Origin of the sequence: Kribbella aluminosa (assembly GCF_017876295.1) — a bacterium.
GTDB lineage: Bacteria > Actinomycetota > Actinomycetes > Propionibacteriales > Kribbellaceae > Kribbella > Kribbella aluminosa.
Window position 1 is genome coordinate 1,877,378 of record NZ_JAGINT010000002.1, and the last position, 20,765, is coordinate 1,898,142.

Consider the following 20,765-nt stretch of genomic DNA (forward strand, 5'->3'; position numbering starts at 1 on the left):
ATTCGGGGATGCGTGCTGTTGTGGTTGAGGCGTACGGCGTGGTGCCTGTCGTACGGGAGGTACCGCGGCCGGAGCCGGTGGATGGCGGCGTTGTTCTGAAGGTCGAGGCGACCGGGCTGTGCCGGAGCGACTGGCACGGATGGATGGGGCACGACTCGGACATCGTCCTGCCGCACGTGCCTGGGCATGAGTTTGCGGGGACGATCGCCGCGGTCGGTGCCGGCGTGTCGGGGTGGGCGGTCGGCGATCGGGTGACGACGCCGTTCATCTGTGCGTGCGGGAAGTGCGAGCAGTGCCTCGACGGTAACCAGCAGGTGTGTCCGAACCAGCTCCAGCCGGGGTTCAACTACTGGGGCTCGTTCGCCGAGTACGTCGCCGTACCGTACGCCGAGGTGAACCTGGTGCGGCTGCCCGACGACCTCGACTTCGCCACCGCCGCCGGCCTCGGCTGTCGCTTCGCCACCTCGTTCCGCGCCGTCCACCAGGTAGCGCGGGTAACCGCCGGCGAACGCGTCGCCGTCTTCGGCTGCGGCGGAGTAGGCCTGTCCGCCGTCATGATCGCCTCCGCCCTGGGCGCCGAGGTGATCGCCATCGACACCAACCCAGCCGCCTTAGCCCTGGCCCGCACGTACGGCGCCACCCACACAATCCAAGCCCCAACCCAGCCCACGCCAACTACACCCGGCCCCGACCCGGCTGCGACCGGCCCCCACCCGGCGCCGACTGGCTCCGACCCGGCTGCGACTGGCTCCGACCCGGCTGCGACCGGCGCCTATCCGGCGCCGACCCGCCCTCACTCGGCTGCGACCGGCCCGCACCCGGCGCTGGCCGGCGACCGGTCGGGCTCGGTGGTCGCACGGCTCGGGGAGCTGGGGCGTCCGCAGGTCACCATCGACGCTCTGGGTTCCGGTGACATCGTCCAGCAGGCCCTGCGGTCGCTCCGCCCCCGCGGCCGCCACGTCCAGGTCGGCCTCCTCCCAGACGGCGTACAACTGGACGTCTCCCGCCTGATCAGCCAGGAACTCACCTGGCTCGGCAGCCACGGCATGCCCGCCCACGCCTACTCCGAAATGCTCAACCTAGTTGCCACCGGCAACCTCAACCCCCACCAACTGATCACCCGCACCATCCGCCTCGAAGAAGCCCCAGCCGCCCTCGCAGCCCTCTCGAACGGCACCCCCGCCGGCGTCACCGTCATCACCCCGTAGCGCGGCACTGCCGACGAGACCGTGCCGTACGAGCATGCTGGTACGACGTGGCGGCGCGGTTCTTCGCGGAGGTGTTGCTCGGGTAGTCCTGTCTGGGTTTGCGGAACATCTTCGTCGCCAGGTGCGGAATTGTTACCGCAAACCGGCCGGCGGGTCGCGCTACAGGCGGATCAGGTAGACCGTGGGTGGGCGGCCGGTGCGGCCGTGTTGGTGGGTGCCGGTGGGGGCGGCGAGGCCGGCGCGTTCCAGGCGTTTCAGTACGCGGCGGGCGGTACGGAGTTGGACGGCCAGGTGGTCGGCGACGTCCTGGGTGGTGAGGCCGTCGGGGAGGGTGGCGGTGAGTTCCCGCATTCGGGCGAGGGTCTGGGTGTTGAGGCCGACCCGGCGGGCCAGCAGCGGGAGGCTCTCGGTGCCGCGGACACTCAAAGCCTGGTCGCCGGTGGGTTCGATGACGATCTCGACGTCGTCGGACATCGACACCACGCCCGCGACGGTACCGATCGACGCGGCCCGGCCGACTGCCCGGCGGGCGAGTGCCTCGGCCTCGGCGGCGGTCCGGCCGATGCCGAACCCGACGTACGCCGTGCTGTGCCGCGCGGCCAGGTGGTCGAGCAGCGGCATCCGGGAGAACTGCTCGGTCGCCTGCTCCAGCAGACCGCGCGTGGTGACGACGAGATGCCGGCCGTCGGGGAGCGCAGCCAGGCTGCCGCCGAGCGTGATCAGGTCGGCCGCGAGCGCGTCGTCCGGCTCCGGGAGGTCGATGACGCCGAGCGCGACCTGCGCGTCGCCGACGTGCTGCCCGGTGGTCGTCAGTACCAGCGCCTGCAGAGTCGAGCGGATCGAGTACCGCGACGGGGCGAGCCGCACCGACGGCATCTCGTTCTCGATCAGGTGGAACGCGGACCCAAGGCAGCTGATCGCGACCTTCGTGTCGTGCTTGTCCCGCGCCGTCCGATGGAACGAGACGATGTCGTCCGACGTCAGCCCGGGCCGGTACGGCAGGACGTGGATCCGGTCGGTCGGCAGCTTCGCCTCGATCAGCGTCTCCAGTACTTCGGAACGCCGGAGCGTGTCGATCGAGAACTGCGTGACGTTGTGCCCGAGCCGGAGCAGCTCGACGAGGGCCCGCAGCAGCGTCGCGCCGTCGTACGAGACGTACATCGCCGGCCGGTCGATCGCCCCGGCCTCGGTGGCGATCGTGTACGGGACGACGCCGGTGAACAGGAACGCGTCGACGTCTCCCTGCGCCTGCCGGACCAGGTCGACCGCCTCGGTCTCGTGCCGGTACGGGAGCGGGACCAGCGTCGTACCGCTCGGCGCGCCGACCGCGGTCACCCGCTGGACCAGATCCTCCGGCCCGACGACCCCGACCGCGAGCGCCATCAGTTCACGTCCGGAGCTGAGCAGATCCCCACGGCGATCCTCCGACGACTTCTGGTCTGGCCCTCAAGTCCCCTCAGAACGCAGAATAGCGCAGCCGGGTCCGAGATCTTGACGTTCGGCCGGTACTCTCCTAGTTTCGGTCAAGACCACAATTACCGCCACCCCCTGAGGCGGGTCCAGGGCGGCGTCGGTGTGGTGGAGCGAAGGAGGGAGCGCGCCACCTCACTGCCAGCCCGATCAGTGCAGTTCCTCCAGGCAGCGGATCACGAGCTCACGCTCGCTCGGCGGAAGCGATGGTCCGTACGGATCGTAAGCGGCCGCGGCCGGCACCAGCCCCTCCCACTCGGCCGCCCAGAGCATCCGCTGCACGTAGCCCTCGATCGGCGCGTAGAACGTCGCCGCCGCGAATCGGTCCAGCCGCTCCGACGCGGCCAGGAACTCCGAGTGCGCACCGGCCGTCCAGGCCCGCAGTACGGCGGCCGACAGCTCGACCTGTGCCGACGCGATCCCGACCAGCGCGGTGTCCGCGCCCCACATGAACGACGGCCCGTACATCCGGTCCTCGCCGGTGATCAGCAGCTTCCCGGTCCCGCGGCCGGCCCAGATCGCGTCCTGGCAGCCGATCGCCCGGTCCAGCGTCGCGGTCTTCACACCGAGCATCGCGTCCAACGACAACAGGTCTCGGATCAACGCAGGAGAGTACGGGTACCCGCCGGCCTCGCCGTGCAGGTAGAACCCGACCAGCGGCAGCCCGCTCTCCGCCGCCACCCGCTCGTGCAACGCCACCGCCTGCGCGTGCCCGTCCTCCAACTCACCGAGCGCCGCCAGCGGGTAGACCATCACCGCATCGGCCCCGCCCGCCGCCGCGGCCCGGGCCATCTCGACCGTCGCGTCGGCGGCCTCCTGCAGCGTCTGCGCCGACCGGTCCCGAGGTATGCCGACACCTGCCACGATCGGTACGTCGGTCGCCGTGCGCCAGGTCTCGAGCACCTTGGCCCGGTCGCCCGGCGACAGGTACAGCCCGCGGCCGGTGTGCGCCCACACCGCGACCCCGCCGATCGCCTGCTTCGTCAGCGTCACGGCGTACGCGGACAGGGCGTCGTACGCGACGACCCCGTCCTGGTCCATCGGGGTGACGACCGCGGGGAGGAGCGTGCCGCGGAGCCGTTCTACGAGCGGATGCATCAGATGACCTCTCTCAGAGGGTGTCGTGGAACGACACCCTCAGACATCGTGACCGAGACCGGGGCGTTTGGGTACGTCGATCCAGCCGTCGCAATCGGCGAACACGGTCGGGGCCAGCGGGTCCTCGTCGACCATCAGCGGGCCCACCAGGTCGGCCGCGACGGTGGCGCCCGGCACGGCCGCGGCCAGATGGACGGCGGCCAGCGTGGCGACGCCCAGCTCCGGCATCGAGCCTACCTTCACCGCGAGCCCGGCGGCCTCGGCGACCGCGGCGATCTGCAGCGCACGGTGCAGGCCGCCGACCTTGAGGATCTTGATGTTCAGTACGTCGGCGGCGCCGCGGCGGGCGATCTCCAGGGCGTCGTGCAGCGAGTGCATGCTCTCGTCGACCATCACCCGGACGTCGAGGCGGTCGCGGAGGCGGACCAGCCCGGTCAGGTCCCAGCGTGGCAGCGGCTGCTCGAGCAGGGTGAGGCCGGCGGCGCTCATCTTCGCGAGGTACGGGAGCGCGGTCGTGGCGTCGTACCCCTCGTTGGCGTCCAGGCAGAGCTCGGCGTCGGCGGGGATCGCGGCCCGGACCGCGCGGATCAGCTCGAGGTCCTTCGCCGGGTCCTGGCCGCCCTTGACCTTCAGGTGCATGAACCCGCGGCCGGCGTACTCCGCGGCCTCGGCGGCCATCTCGTCGAGCGTGCCGAGGCCGACGACCCAGGTGGTCTGCACGCGGTCCCGGACGCTGCCGCCGAGCAGCGCGTGCACCGGCCAGCCGCTGAGGCGCCCGGCGAGGTCGAAGAGCGCGATGTCGAGACCGGCCTTGGCGACCTGCTGACCGCGCAGTACGCCGTCCATCACGACGTGCGCGCCGGCCCGGTCGAGCGGGTCGCGGCCGATCAGCGCCGGGGCCAGGTGCTCCTCGATCGCCGCCTGGACACCGGCCAGCGTCTCACCCGTGTACGCCGTCATCGGGGACGTCTCGCCGATCCCGGCCGCGCCGTCCGCGGTGTGCACCTCGACGACCAGGCTGATCAGCTCGTTGCTGACACCGCTGCTGATCCGGAACGGCCGCCGGTACGGCGCGCTCACCACCCGGGTCTTGATCGCGCTGATCGGCGCCGCTGTTCCTCCGTCCGGCAACCCGGCCGGCGCTGGTGCAAGACTCATCGAGAGCTCCGGAAGCAGCCCCGTGGTTCAGCGTCGGGAAAAGTCCTCGATGGCCTGGGATGGTGCTGGAACTGTCGGTGGCGCATGGCAGTGTTCCTTTCGTGTCCAGGTTTCGTCTCGCACCCACTACGGAGCAAGAGGCGGCTCTGCTGGGGCTCTGCAGTCATACGCGGTTCATCTGGAACCTCGCTCTCGAGCAGTGGTCGATGTGGCGACCGGGCCGCCGTACCGCATCCCCCGGATACAACGCGCAATCGGCGCAACTGACCGAGGCGCGCGCGGTCAACGACTGGCTGCGGGCGGGATCGCAGACTGTGCAGCAGCAGGCATTGCGAGACTTCGGTCAAGCTGTCGAGAATTTCTACATTGGCACCCATCGGCGGCCGACTTGGCGGCGAGCCGGAGTCCATGAGGGGTTTAGGGTCGTCGGTCCACAGGCCGAGCGGGTAGAGCGGTTGTCGCGAAAATGGGGTCGGGTGCTCGTCCCGAAGATCGGATGGGTTCGGTTCCGGATTACGCGGGCGCTGCCTGCCGCGAAGGCCTACCGGATCACCCGTGACCGTTCGGGACGCTGGCACCTCGCGTTCGCCGCGATCCCGGAACCTATCCCCGCCCCGGGGACCGGTGCGGTGGTCGGTGTTGATCGCGGTGTCGTGGTCTCGGCGGCGCTGTCGACGGGGGAGATCCTCGCTGTCCCGGGGCTGCGGTGTAGCGAACGGCGTCGGTTGCTGCGGTTGCAACGCAGGCTGGCGCGGGCGCGGCGCGGGTCGAACCGCCGCAGGAGATTGCGGGTCGCGATCGCGAAGGTGAAGGCCCGCGAAACGGACCGGCGGACGAACTGGGCCGAACAGACGTCCACTGATCTGGCGCGCAGGTTCGATGTCATCGGGGTCGAGGACCTCCGCATCGCGCAGATGACTCGTTCTGGGCGCGGCACCATCGGGGAACCCGGCCGGAATGTCGCCCAGAAGGCGGGTTTGAACCGGGGCATTCTCGCGAACGCCTGGGGCATGCTTGTGACCCGTCTGGAGCAGAAGGCGCCGGGGCGGGTTGAGAGGGTCAATCCTGCCTATACGAGTCAGACGTGTTCGCGGTGCGGGGTCGTGGATCGAGAGGCGCGCGAGAGCCAAGCCGCCTTCCGGTGCCGATCCTGCGGTTATAGCGCGAACGCTGACGTGAACGCAGCCTGCAACCTTGCAGCACGCAGTATCGCGGCCGGACGGGCCGTGACAGCACGCCGAGATCCGATGACTGGGTCCGAGAAGCGTGAACCTCAACTCGCCACCTCCGCGTAGCGCAGTTGGAATCCTCTCCTGCAGAGAGAGGAGGACGTCAAGACCGGCTCCTAGCGTTCTGGGCGGAAAGCATTTACGGTCAAGACCGTAAATACCCCGAGCGCTCCCTGTCAACGGAAGGTGGCACCCCTGATGCGGCTGGGTCTGTATCTGAACCTCTACGGCACCCCGGACGAGCGGCCGCAACTGGCGGACGCGGTCGAGCAGGCGAAGCTGGCCGAACAGGCCGGGTTCGAGTGGGTGGTGCTCGGCGAACGGCACCTGCACCGGCCCGGGTACCACGAGATCCTCACGTCGATGACCTGGCTGGCCGCGCACACCTCGCGGATCGGGATCGCGACGGCCGGGATCGTGGCGCCGCTGTACGACCCGGTGGTGCTGGCGGAGACGCTCGCGCATATCGACGTACTGTCCGGTGGGCGGCTGACGGCCGGGTTCGTGCTCGGGTACCGTCCGGAGGAGTTCGCGCTGTACGGCGTACGGCAGCCGGAGCGGGTCGCGCGGTTCGAGGAAGGGCTGGAGATCCTCACCCGGTTGTGGACGTCGGACGAGGTGTCGTACGACGGGAAGTTCACGTCGATCCAGGACGCGTACCTGTCGCCGCGGCCGGTGCAGTCGCCGCGCCCGCGGTTGTGGAACGGCGGCCGGGTGTCCGCCGTACTGGAACGGACCGCGCGGATGTGCGACGGCTGGACCACGTCCTTCAACGAACTCGACGCCGACCTGCCCGACAAGATCGCCGAGTACCTGTCATATCCCCAAGGCCCTGAGTCGCTCGGCCACGAGGTCATCCTGTGCCGCGAGGGCTATTGCGCCGACACGTCCCAGGAGGCCCGCACAGCCCTCGATGAGCCGCTGCGGGACCTGTACGACGCCTACACCGGCTGGAAGCGTACGTCGACGGACGTGTCCCGCTACACCCAGGGCTGGGACGACATCACCGCCCGCAGCGTCATCGGCTCCAAGGCCGAATGCGCCGACCGCCTCGCCCACTACGAGGAACTGGGCGCCGACGGCATCATCCTCCGCATCCAGCCCCCGGGCATGAGCCAGTCCGACACCCTCAAATCCATCGAAAACTTCGGCAACCTCCTGTAAGCCGCCGGCGAGTTGCGGGCTGCCGCCCGCGATCTGCTCGCTGCGCTCGCGCGAGTGACCACCCAACGGACCGTGATACCGCCGACGCGACACACTCCGGCCGGAGGTGGTGTCCGGCCCCAACCGGTCGTGAGCCGTTGCCCTCAACAAACTCCCCGTACCGCCTGGCGTACTTTCCCGATGCTGACCTCGGAGTCCTCGGGCCAACGTTCGTCACGCCCTGGCAGGGGCAGACGACTTCCTCGGGCTCGCCTCGCCGAAGGAGCTCGTTCACCGGTCAGGGCACCCTCGGCAGAGTCCATTCGACCCCGCGCCCCTCGAGCCGAATGTGTTGCGAGTCGGGCTGCACGGAGATGGTGAACTGGACGCGGGCCGGCCGGCCGAGGCCTTCCCACTGTTCGTACGCTACCTCCACGGCGTTCCAGATCTGCTGATCCCCGGCCTGTGCGACCGTGCCGTTGTCGAGTCTGGCCCACGAGCCGTCCCGATGGGTGAAGATCGTGACCCCGGTCGGCAGTTTGCTCAGGAACCGCAGGCCGGGGAGCGCTGCGGCCAGCACGAAACTGAAGTCGTCGTCGAACCAGATCTTCTCGTCGAGGTCGGTCGTTCGGGTCGATCCGCTGTCCGGAGCGCCAAGGTTCTCATCGCTCTGTGCGTCATAACCGGAACGCTAAGCGACCACAGGATGAGAAAGTTTCCTGAGCGGAAACTGGGTCCGGTAGCGTTGGCTGCATGGACAACGACCTGGCGAACCTGGGCCAAGAGATCCGCCGCCTGCGCAAGTGGCGCAACATGACTCTTGATGCCCTCGCCGGTCAGGCCGGCATCACCAAGGGCTACCTGTCCAAGATCGAGAACGGCAACGCCAACCTCGAACGCCGCAAGACAATCAAGGCCATCGCGGATGCGCTCCGCGTGAGCGTGGCCGACCTGACGGGTGACCACTTCATCGCCGACCGCGCGAACAGCGACGCGCACGCCGCGATCCCAGACATCCGCATCGCGCTGATGGCGACGACGCTTGAGTTGCCGCACGGCGCACCCCTTCGAACCATCGAAGAGTTGAACCAGGAGACCCAGCGCCTCGCCGAAGCCCGCGCCGACAGCCAAGATGCCCTGGTCGGCCATGCTCTCCCGCCGCTGCTCAGGGACCTGCACGCCGCCGCAACGATCGACAGCAACGATCGCCTACCGGCCCTCAGGTCGTTGGTGCAGGCCACCAACTCGACGGCCCACTTCCTGAAGAACCTTGGTGCGATCGACCTCGCCTGGGTCGCGGCCGAGCGCGGTCACCAGGCCGCGCAGATTCTCGAAGATCCGCTGTACATCGCCGCCGCCGACTACACCCGGGCGCAGGCCCTGATCGGACTCAACGCCTACGACCGCGCCGATGCCATCGCGCGCAACGCCGTCTCCCTGCTGACCCCGGACAGCGTCGCCGCGACAGAGGTCCACGGCATGAACTTCCTGGCGACCGCGTTCTGTTCGGAGATGCTGGGCGAAGACCCCGAGGCCGCTCTCCAGGAAGCCCAGGAGAGCGCGGACCGGATCGACCCGCAGAACGCCTTCTGGCTGAACTTCTCCCGCGTGAACGTCGAGCTGTGGCGGACATCGATCGCGCTTGAGGCCGGCGACCACGTCAAGGCCGCGGAGATTGCCGCCGACATACGCCCCGAGGACATCCCGACCAAGGGCCGACGCATCCGATTCCTGATCGACCACGCACGGGCACTGCACGGCCTCAGAGGACGAGACGAGGACGTCACCCGGCTACTGCGACAGGCCGAGAAGCTGGGCGCGACCCGCACGCGACACAGCATCTGGGCCCGAGAAATCGTGAGCGAGATGGTCCTCCGCGCTCGCCGTGATGCAGGCGGCCGGGAGCTGCGCGGCCTGGCCGACCGCATGGGAATGCTTGCCGCGATCTGAGGAGCATTGCCCAGTGTCGGCTGTTCTTGGCATCTCTCAGTGCATCCTCTCGTCACGGCCGGCTCTGCCGACCATCCGTCTGGTGCCGAGGCGCATCGTCTCCACGTCTCGGCCCGGACAGGGGTCTGACACTCCCGATCGGCGCGATCAGATGAAGGCTGCGTGCCCTGGTGGCGACGCCTCGCGGACGCGTAGACACGTTTGCCCGCGACGATACGGGCGCCGGCGTACGCACCTCACCGCGTCCGCTCGGTAGAACAGTCGCGTCGGGCTCATCGCGGTCGGTTGGGTAGTCACTCGCGAGCGCCAGCGAGCAACTCGTCGGCGGTAGCCGGCAGCAGTCCGGGCGCTGGCCCGGGGGTGGGTGGGAGCGCGCGGAGCGGCCGCGTCTGAGGAGCGGAGCGACGAAGCTAGCGGCTGCGTAGCACGCGTGGGGCTCTTTAGGCCTTCAGGCCGGACATGGCGATGCTGTCGGTCAGGTAGCGCTGGAGGAGGCCGAAGACCAGGAGGCTGGGGACGACTGTGATGGTGGCCCCGGCCATGATCTGGTTGATGGGGACGGCTTGGCCTTGGAGGGTGGCGAGGCCGACCGTGAGGGTCTGCATCTTGCCGGACTGGCCGATGACCAGCGGCCAGAGGAAGTCGTTCCAGTGCCAGAGGAAGACGAAGATTCCCAAGGTGGCCAGGACGGGGCGGATCAGCGGCATCACGATCATCGTGAAGATGCGCCACTCGCCGGCGCCGTCGATCTCGGCGGCCTCGAAGAGTTCGTCGGGAAGTTGCAGGATGAACTGGCGCATCAGGAAGACGGCCTGCGAGTTCGCCAGCGTCGGGACGATCAAGCCCCAGTAGCTGTCCACCCAGTTCAGGTTCGCGACCAGGATGTACGTCGGGATCAGCGTCGCCTGGAACGGGACCATCAAGGTCGCGAGGAACGCCCAGAACATGATCTCCCGGCCGGGGAACTTCTTCTTCGCGAAGGCGTACCCGGCCATCGACGCGAACAGCAGTACGCACGCCACCGACACCAGTGAGTACAGCAGCGAGTTCACCGTCCAGCGTGGGATGTCCGAGCTGGACAGCACGTTCCGGAAGTTCTCCAGCGTGAAGTGTGCCGGGTTCAGCGCGCCTGGAAACGTCTGCCCGCTCGGTGGCGCGAACGCGACCAGCACCATCGCCGCGAACGGCACGATGGTCACGATCGCGGTCAGCGTCAGCAGGGTCGGCAAGGTCAGCCGGGCCGCCGTACGCCGACCCACGGTCTGCGTGTCGACCACCGAGCCGGCCTCGAGTACCTGAGCCATCTAGTCGTCCCTCCCGACGAGCCGGCGCTGTACGAGCGAGACGATCAGCACGATCAGGAACAGCACCAGACCGATCGCGCTGGCGTAGCCGAAGTCGAAGTACTTGAAACCGCTGTCGTACAGGAAGTACACGATCGAGTAGCTGGCGTGCACGGGCCCGCCGCCGGTCATCACGTACATCGCGTCGAAGACCTGGAACGCACCGATGGTCTCGATCACCAGCACGAAGAACAGGACCGGCCGCAGCTGCGGCAGCGTCACGTACCGGAACCGTTGCCAGGTCCCCGCACCGTCGATCATCGCCGCTTCGAGGTACGACTTCGGTACCGCCTGCAGGCCCGCGAGCAGGATCAGCATCGAGTACCCGAAACCCTTCCAGGCCGACGTCACCGCGATCGACGGCAGCACCGTGCTCGACTGGCTGAGGAAGTCGATCGGGCCGATGTGCACCAGCCCGAGGACCGAGTTCAGCAGACCGTCCTGGATGTCGTAGATCCACTTCCAGATCACCGCGGCCAGCACGATGCTTGTCACGTACGGCAGGAAGAACACGCCGCGGAAGAACCCGCGGCTCCACACCACGCGATGCAGCAGTACGGCGGTGCCGAGCGACAGCAGCACGGTCAGCGGGACGAAGATCACCGTGTACGTCAGCGTGACCACGAGCGCGTCGCCGAACATGCCGTCGGAGAACAGGCGCTTGTAGTTGTCGAGGGCGATGAAGTCCCACTTGCCGCTGATCCGGTAGTCGGTCAGCGAGAGCAGCAGAGCGCCGATCACCGGGAGGAACCGGAAGGCCAGGAACAACAGCAGCATGGGTGCGACGAACAGCAGGCCCACCCATGGCCTGCGTAGCGAGCGCCGCCGACCGGACACGGGTCCCGCCCGACCCGTGTCCGGCAGCTGTCGAGCCTCCGTCAACGTTGTCTCGACAGGAGGTCGTTGGCCTGTTTGGCGGCGTCGTCGAGCGCCTCCTGCGGCTGCTTCTTACCGGTCAGCACGGCCTGGATGTCCGTGCTCAGGAACGACATGATCTGCCGCGCCGCCGGGTTCGGTTCGCCCGGTACGGCGTACTGCAGGGCGGCGGCGAACTTCGGCGCGTTCGGGTCCGCGAGCCCGGACTTCGCGTCACTGCGCGGCGAGTAGTACCCGGACGCCTTGGCCAGCCCGTCGAGCTGGGCCGGCTGCATCATGAACGTGAGGAACTTCTTCGCGCCGTCGACGTTCGCCGAGGCCGCGTTCACCACCAGACCGCCCGGCAGGCCCAGCGCGGCCTGCTTCTCGTCCTTCAGCGGCAGCCCGATCTCGACGTTCGGCGCCCCCCAGGTCTTCGCGACCGTGCCGGCGTCGGCGAGTACGGCGCTGAACGACATCGCGACCTTGCCCTTGCCGAGCGGGGAGTCGGCGGCCACGTTGCCCGCGGTCAGCGCGGTCTTCGGGATCGCGTCCTCGTCCCACAGCGTCTTCAGGAAGGTCAGCGCCTTCAGCCCGGGCGCCTGGTTGAACGTGACGCTCTTGCCGTCGTCGGCGAACACCTTGCCGCCGGCCTGCCAGAGCAGCGGGTAGAAGTTCAGGTTCAGCGTCGCCTCCGGCGAGGCCGAGTAGTCCAGCGTCTGGAACCCGGCGGCCTTCAGCTTCGGCGCCGCGGCCTTGATCTCGTCCCAGGTCTCCGGCGGCTTGGCGATCCCGGCCTTGGCGAGGACGGTCTTGTTGTACATCGTCGTGGTGACGGTGTGGTAGATCGGTGCGCCGTACACCTTGCCCTGCACGGTCAGGCCCGGTACGGCCGACGGCAGGAACTGGTCCTTGAGCGGGCTGACCACGTCGTCGACCGGCTCCAGGTTCCCGTTCACGACGTACTGCGGGATCTGGTCCGGGATCATCGGCAGCACGTCCGGGCCCTTCTTGCCGGAGAACGCGGCCGCCAGTTTCTGGTCGCGGTCGGTCCAGGGCTGCTGCTCGATCTTCAGGTCGATGGTCGAGTTGGCGGCCTCGAAGTCGGTCTCGACCTTCTTCCAGTACGTGTCGTTGGCCGCCTTGTCGGCGATCACCGGGTACATCCAGAGCGTGAGGCTCTTCTTGCCCCCGCTGCTGCCGCTGTCGCTGCCGCCGCAGGAGCTGAGCGCTGCGGCAAGGACGAGCGCCGTGAGTGGTGCCGCGATGCGGCGGACGGTGGATCTCATCACACCCCCAGGGTGTCCGGAAGTCAGGGCCGGAAGTAGTTGCACCGAATAACGGTCAGGACCGAAAGTAGCCGGGGTGAATTTCGGCTGTCAACGGCTGATATCAATCCGGAACAGCTCGGACCCACTTGTCATCAGTAGTTGGTGATCTCCCCGGACGCCGAGCCGCCGGTGGGCGTGCGCGACGAACAGCGTCGGGACGGACTTCGCTCCGGGCGCGATCCGGTAGATCGTGTTCAGGTCGATACTCACGTACACCGCCTCCGAGGTCGCGACGATGTCGCCGCTGGAGGTCGTCGTGCCGAGCGTGAAGGAGCGCTTGAGCTTGCCGTTGCCCGGGGAGAGCGCGAACACCGTCTTGCCGGCCACGCCCCAGAGCAGGCCGTCCGGCCCGATCGTCACCGACGAGACCGTCGCCGCACCCGGCACCGGCACGGTTTCCCAGAGCTTCTTCTTGCCCGTCATGTCCCACGCGAACACTGTGCCCGCCTCCCGGGTCGGCGGGGTGGTCGTCAGGCCACCGGCGATCGACGTTCCGCCGTACACGATGCCGCAGCGGGACGTCAGGCCGAAGACGGACTCGTCCTGGACCACGTTCCGGTACTTCTCGCTGGTGCCGGTCTTCGGGTCGTAGATCACCAGCGCCCCGCCGAGCCGGTCGCCGTCCGGGACGGTGCCGACCGCGATCTTGCCGTTCACCTCGGTCAGCGCCCGGGCGCGGGTCTGGAACAGGTCCGGCTTCAGGTTCAGCAGCTGCGTCGGGTTGTCCGGCGTACCGGGCGGTCCGGGGGAGTACTCGGGGCTGCTCCACGTCTTCGCCGGGTCGTACGCGTAGAGCCGGGCCTCCGGGTACGCGCCGACGTACAACTTTCCGTCGGACGCCTCCATCAGCGCCTCGACCTGGGAGAACCGGTTGAACTTGGTCTCGCCGGTGTCCGGGTTCACGACGGACACGCCCCCGTTCAGGAAGCCGCCGGCGTAGACGCTGTTCTTCCCGCCGGCCACCGACAGGATCTCGATCGGCTCCCGGCGGACCTTGGTCTGGAAGATCTCGGACTTGCCGGTCTGCGGGTTGTACCGGAACTCGTCGCCCCGCCAGAGCGTACCGACCACGCTGGTCCCGGGGTAGTCGGGCAGGTTCAGGTCGGCGTACCCGATCGAGCGGGCGTTCTGGATCCGGCCGGTGAACGTCAGGCCGGTACCGGTCAGCGTCTTCGTGGCCGGGTCGTACTTCTTCAGCTCGCTCGCCTGGATCAGGTAGATCGCGCCGCCCGCGCCGATCGGCGAGATGTCCAGGCCGTGCTCGTTCGGGATCGTGTCGACCCAGGTCCGGGACGCGATGTCCCAGACGTACAGCGGGCCGGGGAACGCGGTGCTGACCCGGGCGTACATCCGGCCGCCGCGGACGTTCAGGTCGTAGACGACCTGGTTCTTCGGGTCGCCCATTCCGGGCGGTGCCGGGATCTCGGTGACCGCGCCGGTTTGGGTGTCGACCTCCGAGAAGTACGCGTCCGGCTCGGAACCGGTGTAGAGCTTGCCGTTCCAGTAGTCGATGCTCTTCACGTACCCCTGGCCGGCCTTGATCGTGCCGTAGTCGCGGACCGCGCCGGTCGCGTGGTCGTAGCGGAACACCTTGCCGTGCGGGTACGTACCGCCGTACACGTTGCCCTGCTCGTCGACCGTGATCCGCAGGATGAACGTCTCGGTGGACAGCGGCCGGCCGAGGTCCTCGGCGGTGGTCGCGCCCGGTCTCAACCGGTACAGGTGGCCGTTGTTGTAGGTGCCGGCGTAGATCGTGCCGTCGGGTGCGGCGGCGACCGCGTAACTGCCGTCGGCGCCCGGCAGTGCCGCGGACAGCAGGCTGTCGCCGGTGGCCGGGTCGATGGCGTTCAGGTACGCCGGACTTCCGCTGGACACGTTCCAGATCGCGGTCTTGCCGTTCGGGCCGGGCGCGACCGTACCGCCGATCAGCAGGACGTCGGACAGCGGAGTACCGAGTGAGACGACGGTGCCCACAGGTGGTTTGTGCCCCGCCTGGGCCGGTGTAGTCAGGGTCGTGCCGAGCACGGCGACGAGGGTCAGTGCGAGAAGGGAGCGGACTGATCGCATGCGATTGCCTCCGGGGTGCCGTATTTACGGTCCTGTCCGAAAGTGAAGCCCTCGCGCCGTGACGAAGTCAACGGTTCAGCGAAATTTGCCACTACTGGCAGGAATCCCTCCGGTTACGGCCCCGGCCGTTAGGTCCTGGGCAGCTTCGCCAGTAGCTCCTGGAGGAGTTCGCGGGTAGCGGCGAGGGTGTGGTCGGCCTCGCCGGCGGCCTCCGGTGACCAGCAGGCCGTCGTCCTCGACCTCGCCGACGAACCTGACCAGCTCGTTGCTGATCTTCAGATCGGTGTTGTACCGCAGGGCGCTGGTCACGAACTCCGCGAACGCCCGGGTCTGGTGGTACTCGTCCGCGGCCGCGTCGCACCCCTCACACGGTGAGACGACAGGTTATCGGTTACCGGACCGGACCGCTGGTCAGACCGGGGTGACCGCGTCGGCCTCCCGGCCCTTGGGCCCGTCGACGATCTGGAACTCGACCGGCTGTCCGTCCGCCAGCGTCTTGTACCCGTCGGAGACGATCTTGCTCCAGTGCACGAACACGTCGTCCTGCCCGTCGACGGCCAGGAAGCCGTAGCCCTTGTCCGCGTTGAACCACTTCACGGTGCCGCGCACCATCGAATCTCCTCGACCACGGAACCCGCTTCACCCGGGCCCCTCGCGACCAGCAATTCTAATGGAGCCGCCGACGAGCAGCGCCGCGCCCACCAGGGTCGCGCTCACCCACAGCGGCCCGCGGAACCCGGAGACGCCGATCGCGAGGCCGCCCAGCACCGGCCCGGCGGCGGCGCCGACGTTCAGTGCGGCGGTGGCCAGACCACCGCTCAGCACCGGGTACTCCGACCCGGCGTAGAGGGCGTACGCGATCAGCGTCGAGCCGACCGCGAAGGACAGCGCCCCTTGCACGAGGACCAGAACGACGGACGGTACGACGTACGCCGCGGTGAGCGCGAACGCGCACCAGCCGAGCAGCAGGATGCCTCCGGCAACGAGTACGAGCCGGTGATCGCGCTTGTCGGCGTACCGCCCGGCGACGGTCACCCCCGCGAACGCGCCGAGGCCGAACAACGCGAGCATCGGCGGCACCCAGCCGACGCCGATCCCGGTCACCTCGGTGAGCACCGGCGACAGGTACGTGAACGAGCAGAACGTAGCGCCGTTCACCAGCGCCCCGAGCAGCAGCAGTACGGCGAGCCGCGGCCGGATGCTGATCCTGGCTGGAGACGCCTGCCCCGTTGCACGCGTGGGGACCGAGCGGAGGATCCCGATCAGCGCCGGCAGTGAGATCAGCGCGACCGCCCAGAAGGCGGACCGCCAGCCGAGGTAGCGGCCGAGTACGGCACCCGCGGGTACGCCGACGATGCAGGCAAGCGTCGTACCGCCGAGCAGGACGGAGGTCGCGCGGCCCTTGGCGTCCGGGCGGACCAGGCCGGTCGCGGTGGCGAGCGCGATCGCGAGGAAGCCCGCGTTCGCGAATGCGGCCAGGACCCGGGTGGTGAGCAGTACGGCGAAGCTGCTGGTGAGCGCGCCGACCACGTGGACCGCGAGGAAGACGGTCAGTGTCGCCAGCAGCGTCCGGCGGCGCGGCCAGCGGGCGCCGAGGACCGCGATCGCCGGGGCGCCGACGACCATCCCGAGCGCGAACGCGGACGTCAGCCAGCCCGCCGCCGGGATCGAGACGCCCAGGTCCCGGGCGATGTCCGGGCCGAGCCCGGAGAGCATGAACTCGGAGGTCGCCTGGGCGAAAACGGCCAGGCTGAGCAGATACAGCACGAAAGGCAGTGCAGAAAACATGGAGGTACTCCGCAACCATGAGAAGACGGCATGAGGTCGTCTCCGGCGATTCCGGTACAGGAGCACGGGAACGGCCGGTGGTTACGGTCTGTCCGCCTCCGGGCTGGTCACGGCCTGGAGCCTAGAGAACGGCGGACACCGCCGTCCACCGAGTTAGGTACGGCGGGAGGCGGCCAGGCCCAGCAACCCCGCGGCGACCAGCAGCAGTGCGCTGGTCACACCGAGGTCGTCGGTCTGCAGCACGCCGTTGTCGGTGAGCATCCAGATCGTGGCAGCACCGCTCAGGACGGTCCCGGCCACCACACCGGGCACATCCGGCCGCGTCTTGGGTTGCTGGCTCATCCGCGCTCCACCTTGATGCTGCCGAGTTTGAGGTTCAGGTCCAGGGTGACCTGCTCGCCGGGCTTCGCGTCGGCGCCGAGGTCGTCCAGGGTCAGCTTGGCATTATGGCCGCTGCGGTCCTCGTTGAGGAAGGCGACGTTTCCCATCTCGGTGGACAGTTGCCCCTTCACGTCGACGTTCGCCGGGAGCTTGACGACCACCTCGCCGGCGCCGCCGTGGACCTCGACCTTGGCGCCGGGGGCGAACTTCGCCTTGGTCAGGTCCAGGTTCACCGACCCGGCGTCGAACTGGTAGCTCGACCCGGTCGCGGTGATCGTCTGGCCTTGCGGCGCGACGTAGTTCGTGTCGGCGAAGTTCCGCGGTACGGCGGTGAAGACCGTACTGACGACCGCGCCCATCGCGAGCAGGATCCCGAGCGGGAGCAGGCCGAGCGTCCGGCCGACGAACCCGCCGAGCAGCATGCCGCCGCCGAGCGTGGCCAGGCCGATCACCAGCATGGTGGACGTGGTCGCACCGGCCAGCGCCGCGATCGCGATCGCCAGCCCGGTCAGGACGACGACGATCGACTTGACGCCGCGCATGCCCTTCGCGGGCGGCCCGGCCGGCTTGCTCGTGGCCGGCGGACGGGTGCCGGCGGCCGGCTCGTCGGCGTACAGGCCGAGGGGGTCGTCCTCGGTCCACACAGACTGGACCGGTTCGACGGTGCGGTCCTGGGGTCGCTGTGTGGCCGAGGACGACGGGCCCGCCGGGGAAGCCGACGGACCGGTCTGCGGAGGCCCGTATGCCGATGGGTACTGCGCCGACGGGTCCTGCGCGGAGCTGTACGGCTGGGTCGTCGGCTGGGAGGTGTACGGCTGGCTGGTGTACGGCTGGGAGGTGTACGGCTGGGAGGTGTACGGCTGGCCGGGGTTCGCCGGCGGCACGGAGTCCTGTGGCCGCTGCCGGCCGTTCTTGGCGCAGTTGCCCTTGCGGTGCTTGGAGATCAGCCAGATGATCGCGATCACGATCAGCGGGCCGGGGATGAAGTGGCCGAACTTGAACGACGACATGGTCGCGATCCCGGCGAACACGCAGATCCCGATCACCACCGGCCAGAACCACGGGTGGTCGGTCCGGATCCGGTCGCCGAGCAGGCCCTGCACAGGGGCCCGGTCGCTGCCCTCCTCGGGCATCAGCGCCCAGGCGGCGAGGTAGAAGATCAGACCGGGTCCGCTGATGATCAGCACGGCCATCAGCACGCGGACCAGCACGGGGTCGATGTTCAGGCCGCGGCCGATACCGCCGCAGACGCCCGCGACCCAGCGGTCCGACCTGCTGCGCCGCCAGGTCTGGGGGTTCTGCAGGCGGTTGCGGTCGAACCCAGCGGGTCCAGTCTGGTTCTGCTCCATGCCATCGATGGTCACACCGAAGCCCCGGCCCGGACATCGGGGATCCACCCTGACGGCTCCCGGAGTGGCCGGAATTCGGGGTTGTCCCCGAGGGAACCCTGAATGCCGTACGCCGTCGCTGAGGACGCGGCCGGGGGCAAGCCCGCTGGTGTCGGGCCGGTCCGCATGTGACGATCGTTGTGATGAGCCAGCCAGCAGCAGCGCCGCCGGGCGGCCCCTCCGACAGCGAGGGCCGGCCTGAGCCCACGCCTGGGCAGAACCAGGACCAGTGGCGCTACAAAGGCTGGGGCCCCCAAGGCCCAGGCCAGTACCAAGGCCCGTACGCGGCATATGCCGCCCGCATGGGCGCCCAAGCCGGTGCACCAAGTGGTCCGGGTGGAGTGGGTGCTGCCGGTGGTGTTGGTGGTTGGGGTGGGGCTGTTGGTGCTGGGCAGCCGCAGGCGGGGTTGGGGGCGCCGTCGGCGGCGGACGGGCCGCGGCGGGCTTATCGGCGTACCGACGGGCGGGTGATCGCGGGTGTTGCCGGGGGGATTGCGGATCACCTGGGGATCTCGGACACCGTCGTACGGCTCGTGCTGATCGCGACCACGGTCTCGGGCGGCTTCGGCCTACTGATCTACGCGGCTTTGTGGTTCCTGATGCCACTCGCACCGGAGCGGGTGCCGGGCGCACCAGGACTGGCCGCGCACACGCGCAGCGGCATGCGGAGCGACGAGCCGCCGGCGCCGGTCACCGAGGCGAAGCAGCGGAAGCGGGAGAAGAGCCGCGGGCAGCTGCCCGCGCTGGTGGCCATCGGTATCGGCCTGCTGATCCTGCTGCAGGTCGCCGGGTTCGGCATCGCCGGGAAGCTGTTCTGGCCGCTGGTGTTCGCCGCGACCGGTCTGGCGCTGATCTGGCGGCAGGCCGACGAGAGCCAGAAGGACAAGTGGGCGCAGGACATCCGGGTCCCGATCCTCGGCCTGGTGCTCGGCAAGGGCGGCTGGAAGTCGCTGGTCCGGATCGCGGTCGGCCTGGTCCTGCTCGGTACGGCGGTCACGCTGTTCCTGGTCCAGAACGGCCGGCTCTCGATGGTCGGCGACGTACTGATCGCCCTGCTGCTGGCGGTCGTCGGGATCGGCGTGATCGCGGGCCCGTGGGTGCACCGGCTGACCCGGGACCTGAACTCCGAGCGCGCCGAACGGGTCCGCTCCCAGGAGCGCGCCGACATGGCCGCGCACCTGCACGACTCGGTTCTGCAGACGCTGGCGCTGATCCAGAAGCAGGCCGATGACCCGAAGGCGGTCGCCCGGCTGGCCCGGTCGCAGGAGCGCGAGCTGCGGTCCTGGCTGTACGACGAGGAACACGACGCCGACCAGACGATCGTCGGCGCCGCGAAGCAGGCCGCCGCCGAGGTCGAGGACTCGCACGGCGTACCGATCGAGGTGGTCACGGTCGGCGACTGCGACCTGAGCGAGCCGCTGGCGTCGATGGTCCGGGCCGCCCGGGAGTCCATGGTGAACGCGGCCAAGCACTCCGGTGCTGCGAAGATCGACGTGTTCGTCGAGGTGGACGGCGACCGGGTGGAGATGTTCGTCCGGGATCGCGGCAAGGGCTTCGAGGTGGACGAGGTCCCGGACGACCGGCTCGGCCTGCGGCACAGTGTGATGGGCAGAATGGAACGGCACGGCGGCCGCGCAACAGTGCGGTCCGATGCGGAGACTGGCACCGAGGTGCGACTGGAGATGGACAGATGAGCAGCAGGCGGGTTGTCGTCGTCGACGATCACGACATGTTCCGGGCCGGGGTACGCAGCGAGATCGGTACGTCGGTCGACATCGTCGGGGAGGGGTCCGACGTCGACACCGCGGTGAAGGCGATCGTCGGCACCGAGCCCGACGTCGTACTGCTCGACGTGCACCTGCCGGGCGGCGGCGGCACCGAGGTGATGAAGCAGGTGCACCAGCGGCACCCGGACATCAAGTTCCTGGCGCTGTCGGTGTCCGACGCCGCCGAGGACGTGATCGGCGTGATCCGGGCCGGCGCCCGCGGGTATGTGACCAAGAACATCTCCGGCGCCGAGCTGGTGGACGCGATCAACCGGGTCGCCGAGGGTGACGCGGTGTTCTCGCCGCGGCTGGCGGGCTTCGTACTGGACGCGTTCTCCGGCGCGATCGACATCGCCTCGGTGGACGAGGACCTCGACCGGCTGTCGCAGCGCGAACGCGAGGTGTTGCGGCTGATCGCCCGCGGGTACGCGTACAAGGAGGTCGCGCGCGAGCTGTTCATCTCGGTGAAGACCGTGGAGACGCACGTCTCGTCCGTACTGCGGAAACTCCAGCTCTCGAACCGCCACGAGCTGACCCGCTGGGCCACGGACCGCCGCCTGGTGTGACTTCGCGGGATCCCGTGCGACCAT

The 20,765-nt window shown here is 69.0% G+C and carries 18 protein-coding genes; 6 read left to right on the top strand and 12 right to left on the bottom strand.

Features of this window, described 5'->3' with window-relative positions; all coding sequences use genetic code 11:
- Nucleotides 1-8: 8 nt before the first annotated feature.
- Nucleotides 9-1,208: an alcohol dehydrogenase catalytic domain-containing protein gene (locus tag JOF29_RS43765; protein WP_245359617.1), complete on the top strand. Its 1,200-nt coding sequence runs from the start codon at nt 9-11 to the stop codon at nt 1,206-1,208.
- Between the two features lie 159 nt (nt 1,209-1,367).
- On the opposite strand, the gene JOF29_RS30320 is transcribed toward JOF29_RS43765, so the two are convergent.
- The 3 genes from JOF29_RS30320 to JOF29_RS30330 form a co-directional block, all read right to left on the bottom strand.
- Nucleotides 1,368-2,591, bottom strand: coding sequence for a response regulator (locus JOF29_RS30320; protein WP_209697820.1), 1,224 nt, complete (start codon nt 2,589-2,591; stop codon nt 1,368-1,370).
- 237 nt (nt 2,592-2,828) lie between these two features.
- Nucleotides 2,829-3,776: a dihydrodipicolinate synthase family protein gene (locus JOF29_RS30325; protein ID WP_209697821.1), complete on the bottom strand. Its 948-nt coding sequence runs from the start codon at nt 3,774-3,776 to the stop codon at nt 2,829-2,831.
- A gap of 39 nt (nt 3,777-3,815) precedes the next feature.
- Nucleotides 3,816-4,934, bottom strand: a complete 1,119-nt coding sequence (locus JOF29_RS30330; RefSeq protein ID WP_209697822.1) for a mandelate racemase/muconate lactonizing enzyme family protein — start codon at nt 4,932-4,934, stop codon at nt 3,816-3,818.
- Nucleotides 4,935-4,993: 59 nt separating this feature from the next.
- Here JOF29_RS30330 and JOF29_RS30335 point away from each other — a divergent pair, with 59 nt between their 5' ends.
- Together JOF29_RS30335 and JOF29_RS30340 are read left to right on the top strand one after the other, a co-directional pair.
- The gene (locus JOF29_RS30335) at nt 4,994-6,229 is read left to right on the top strand and encodes an RNA-guided endonuclease InsQ/TnpB family protein (protein ID WP_245359620.1); all 1,236 of its coding nucleotides are present in this window, start codon (nt 4,994-4,996) and stop codon (nt 6,227-6,229) included.
- A 132-nt stretch (nt 6,230-6,361) separates the two neighbouring features.
- Nucleotides 6,362-7,327, top strand: a complete 966-nt coding sequence (locus tag JOF29_RS30340) for an LLM class flavin-dependent oxidoreductase (RefSeq protein WP_209697823.1) — start codon at nt 6,362-6,364, stop codon at nt 7,325-7,327.
- 277 nt (nt 7,328-7,604) lie between these two features.
- On the opposite strand, the gene JOF29_RS30345 is transcribed toward JOF29_RS30340, so the two are convergent.
- Nucleotides 7,605-7,886 carry a hypothetical protein gene (locus JOF29_RS30345; protein WP_209697824.1) on the bottom strand — a complete coding sequence of 94 codons (282 nt, stop codon included), beginning with the start codon at nt 7,884-7,886 and terminating at the stop codon, nt 7,605-7,607.
- Between the two features lie 173 nt (nt 7,887-8,059).
- On the opposite strand from JOF29_RS30345, the gene JOF29_RS30350 reads away from it, so the two are divergent.
- Nucleotides 8,060-9,256, top strand: a complete 1,197-nt coding sequence (locus tag JOF29_RS30350) for a helix-turn-helix domain-containing protein (protein WP_209697825.1) — start codon at nt 8,060-8,062, stop codon at nt 9,254-9,256.
- Nucleotides 9,257-9,696: 440 nt separating this feature from the next.
- Here the strand turns inward: JOF29_RS30350 and JOF29_RS30355 are convergent, their stop codons facing one another.
- The 8 genes from JOF29_RS30355 to JOF29_RS30390 all read right to left on the bottom strand — a co-directional run bounded on the left by JOF29_RS30355 (nt 9,697) and on the right by JOF29_RS30390 (nt 18,370).
- Complete coding sequence (locus tag JOF29_RS30355; RefSeq protein ID WP_209697826.1) at nt 9,697-10,560, bottom strand: carbohydrate ABC transporter permease; 864 nt, start codon at nt 10,558-10,560, stop codon at nt 9,697-9,699.
- Complete coding sequence (locus tag JOF29_RS30360; protein ID WP_307863766.1) at nt 10,561-11,400, bottom strand: carbohydrate ABC transporter permease; 840 nt, start codon at nt 11,398-11,400, stop codon at nt 10,561-10,563.
- A gap of 77 nt (nt 11,401-11,477) precedes the next feature.
- A complete protein-coding gene (locus JOF29_RS30365; protein WP_209700076.1) occupies nt 11,478-12,743 on the bottom strand; it encodes an extracellular solute-binding protein in 1,266 nt (421 codons plus the stop codon).
- A gap of 90 nt (nt 12,744-12,833) precedes the next feature.
- A complete protein-coding gene (locus JOF29_RS30370) occupies nt 12,834-14,852 on the bottom strand; it encodes a hypothetical protein (protein ID WP_209697827.1) in 2,019 nt (672 codons plus the stop codon).
- Between the two features lie 411 nt (nt 14,853-15,263).
- A complete protein-coding gene (locus tag JOF29_RS30375) occupies nt 15,264-15,464 on the bottom strand; it encodes a cold-shock protein (RefSeq protein ID WP_209697828.1) in 201 nt (66 codons plus the stop codon).
- A gap of 27 nt (nt 15,465-15,491) precedes the next feature.
- Nucleotides 15,492-16,628: a Cmx/CmrA family chloramphenicol efflux MFS transporter gene (locus JOF29_RS30380; protein WP_209700077.1), complete on the bottom strand. Its 1,137-nt coding sequence runs from the start codon at nt 16,626-16,628 to the stop codon at nt 15,492-15,494.
- 165 nt (nt 16,629-16,793) lie between these two features.
- Entirely contained in the window at nt 16,794-16,982 is a 189-nt protein-coding gene (locus tag JOF29_RS30385; RefSeq protein WP_209697829.1) for a hypothetical protein, read from the bottom strand.
- Nucleotides 16,979-18,370 (bottom strand): PspC domain-containing protein, encoded by a 1,392-nt coding sequence (locus tag JOF29_RS30390; protein ID WP_209697830.1) that lies wholly within the window; start codon nt 18,368-18,370, stop codon nt 16,979-16,981. The genes JOF29_RS30385 and JOF29_RS30390 overlap by 4 nt, the downstream gene beginning before the upstream one ends.
- Nucleotides 18,371-18,552: 182 nt before the next feature.
- On the opposite strand from JOF29_RS30390, the gene JOF29_RS30395 reads away from it, so the two are divergent.
- Both JOF29_RS30395 and JOF29_RS30400 read left to right on the top strand, forming a co-directional pair.
- Nucleotides 18,553-20,103: an ATP-binding protein gene (locus JOF29_RS30395; protein WP_209697831.1), complete on the top strand. Its 1,551-nt coding sequence runs from the start codon at nt 18,553-18,555 to the stop codon at nt 20,101-20,103.
- Nucleotides 20,100-20,741, top strand: coding sequence for a response regulator (locus JOF29_RS30400; protein ID WP_209697832.1), 642 nt, complete (start codon nt 20,100-20,102; stop codon nt 20,739-20,741). The genes JOF29_RS30395 and JOF29_RS30400 overlap by 4 nt, the downstream gene beginning before the upstream one ends.
- The last annotated feature ends 24 nt before the right edge of the window (nt 20,742-20,765 follow it).

Bases quoted from the DNA above. Each gene is read 5' to 3' on its own strand.
- JOF29_RS30375 (WP_209697828.1), bottom strand. From the start codon at position 15,464: ATGGTGCGCGGCACCGTGAAGTGGTTCAACGCGGACAAGGGCTACGGC.
- JOF29_RS30330 (WP_209697822.1), bottom strand. From the start codon at position 4,934: ATGAGTCTTGCACCAGCGCCGGCCGGGTTGCCGGACGGAGGAACAGCG.
- JOF29_RS30355 (WP_209697826.1), bottom strand. From the start codon at position 10,560: ATGGCTCAGGTACTCGAGGCCGGCTCGGTGGTCGACACGCAGACCGTG.
- JOF29_RS30325 (WP_209697821.1), bottom strand. From the start codon at position 3,776: ATGCATCCGCTCGTAGAACGGCTCCGCGGCACGCTCCTCCCCGCGGTC.
- JOF29_RS30320 (WP_209697820.1), bottom strand. From the start codon at position 2,591: ATGGCGCTCGCGGTCGGGGTCGTCGGGCCGGAGGATCTGGTCCAGCGG.
- JOF29_RS30400 (WP_209697832.1), top strand. From the start codon at position 20,100: ATGAGCAGCAGGCGGGTTGTCGTCGTCGACGATCACGACATGTTCCGG.
- JOF29_RS30390 (WP_209697830.1), bottom strand. From the start codon at position 18,370: ATGGAGCAGAACCAGACTGGACCCGCTGGGTTCGACCGCAACCGCCTG.
- JOF29_RS30350 (WP_209697825.1), top strand. From the start codon at position 8,060: ATGGACAACGACCTGGCGAACCTGGGCCAAGAGATCCGCCGCCTGCGC.
- JOF29_RS30370 (WP_209697827.1), bottom strand. From the start codon at position 14,852: ATGCGATCAGTCCGCTCCCTTCTCGCACTGACCCTCGTCGCCGTGCTC.
- JOF29_RS30335 (WP_245359620.1), top strand. From the start codon at position 4,994: ATGGTGCTGGAACTGTCGGTGGCGCATGGCAGTGTTCCTTTCGTGTCC.
- JOF29_RS30395 (WP_209697831.1), top strand. From the start codon at position 18,553: ATGAGCCAGCCAGCAGCAGCGCCGCCGGGCGGCCCCTCCGACAGCGAG.
- JOF29_RS30365 (WP_209700076.1), bottom strand. From the start codon at position 12,743: ATGAGATCCACCGTCCGCCGCATCGCGGCACCACTCACGGCGCTCGTC.
- JOF29_RS43765 (WP_245359617.1), top strand. From the start codon at position 9: ATGCGTGCTGTTGTGGTTGAGGCGTACGGCGTGGTGCCTGTCGTACGG.
- JOF29_RS30385 (WP_209697829.1), bottom strand. From the start codon at position 16,982: ATGAGCCAGCAACCCAAGACGCGGCCGGATGTGCCCGGTGTGGTGGCC.
- JOF29_RS30340 (WP_209697823.1), top strand. From the start codon at position 6,362: ATGCGGCTGGGTCTGTATCTGAACCTCTACGGCACCCCGGACGAGCGG.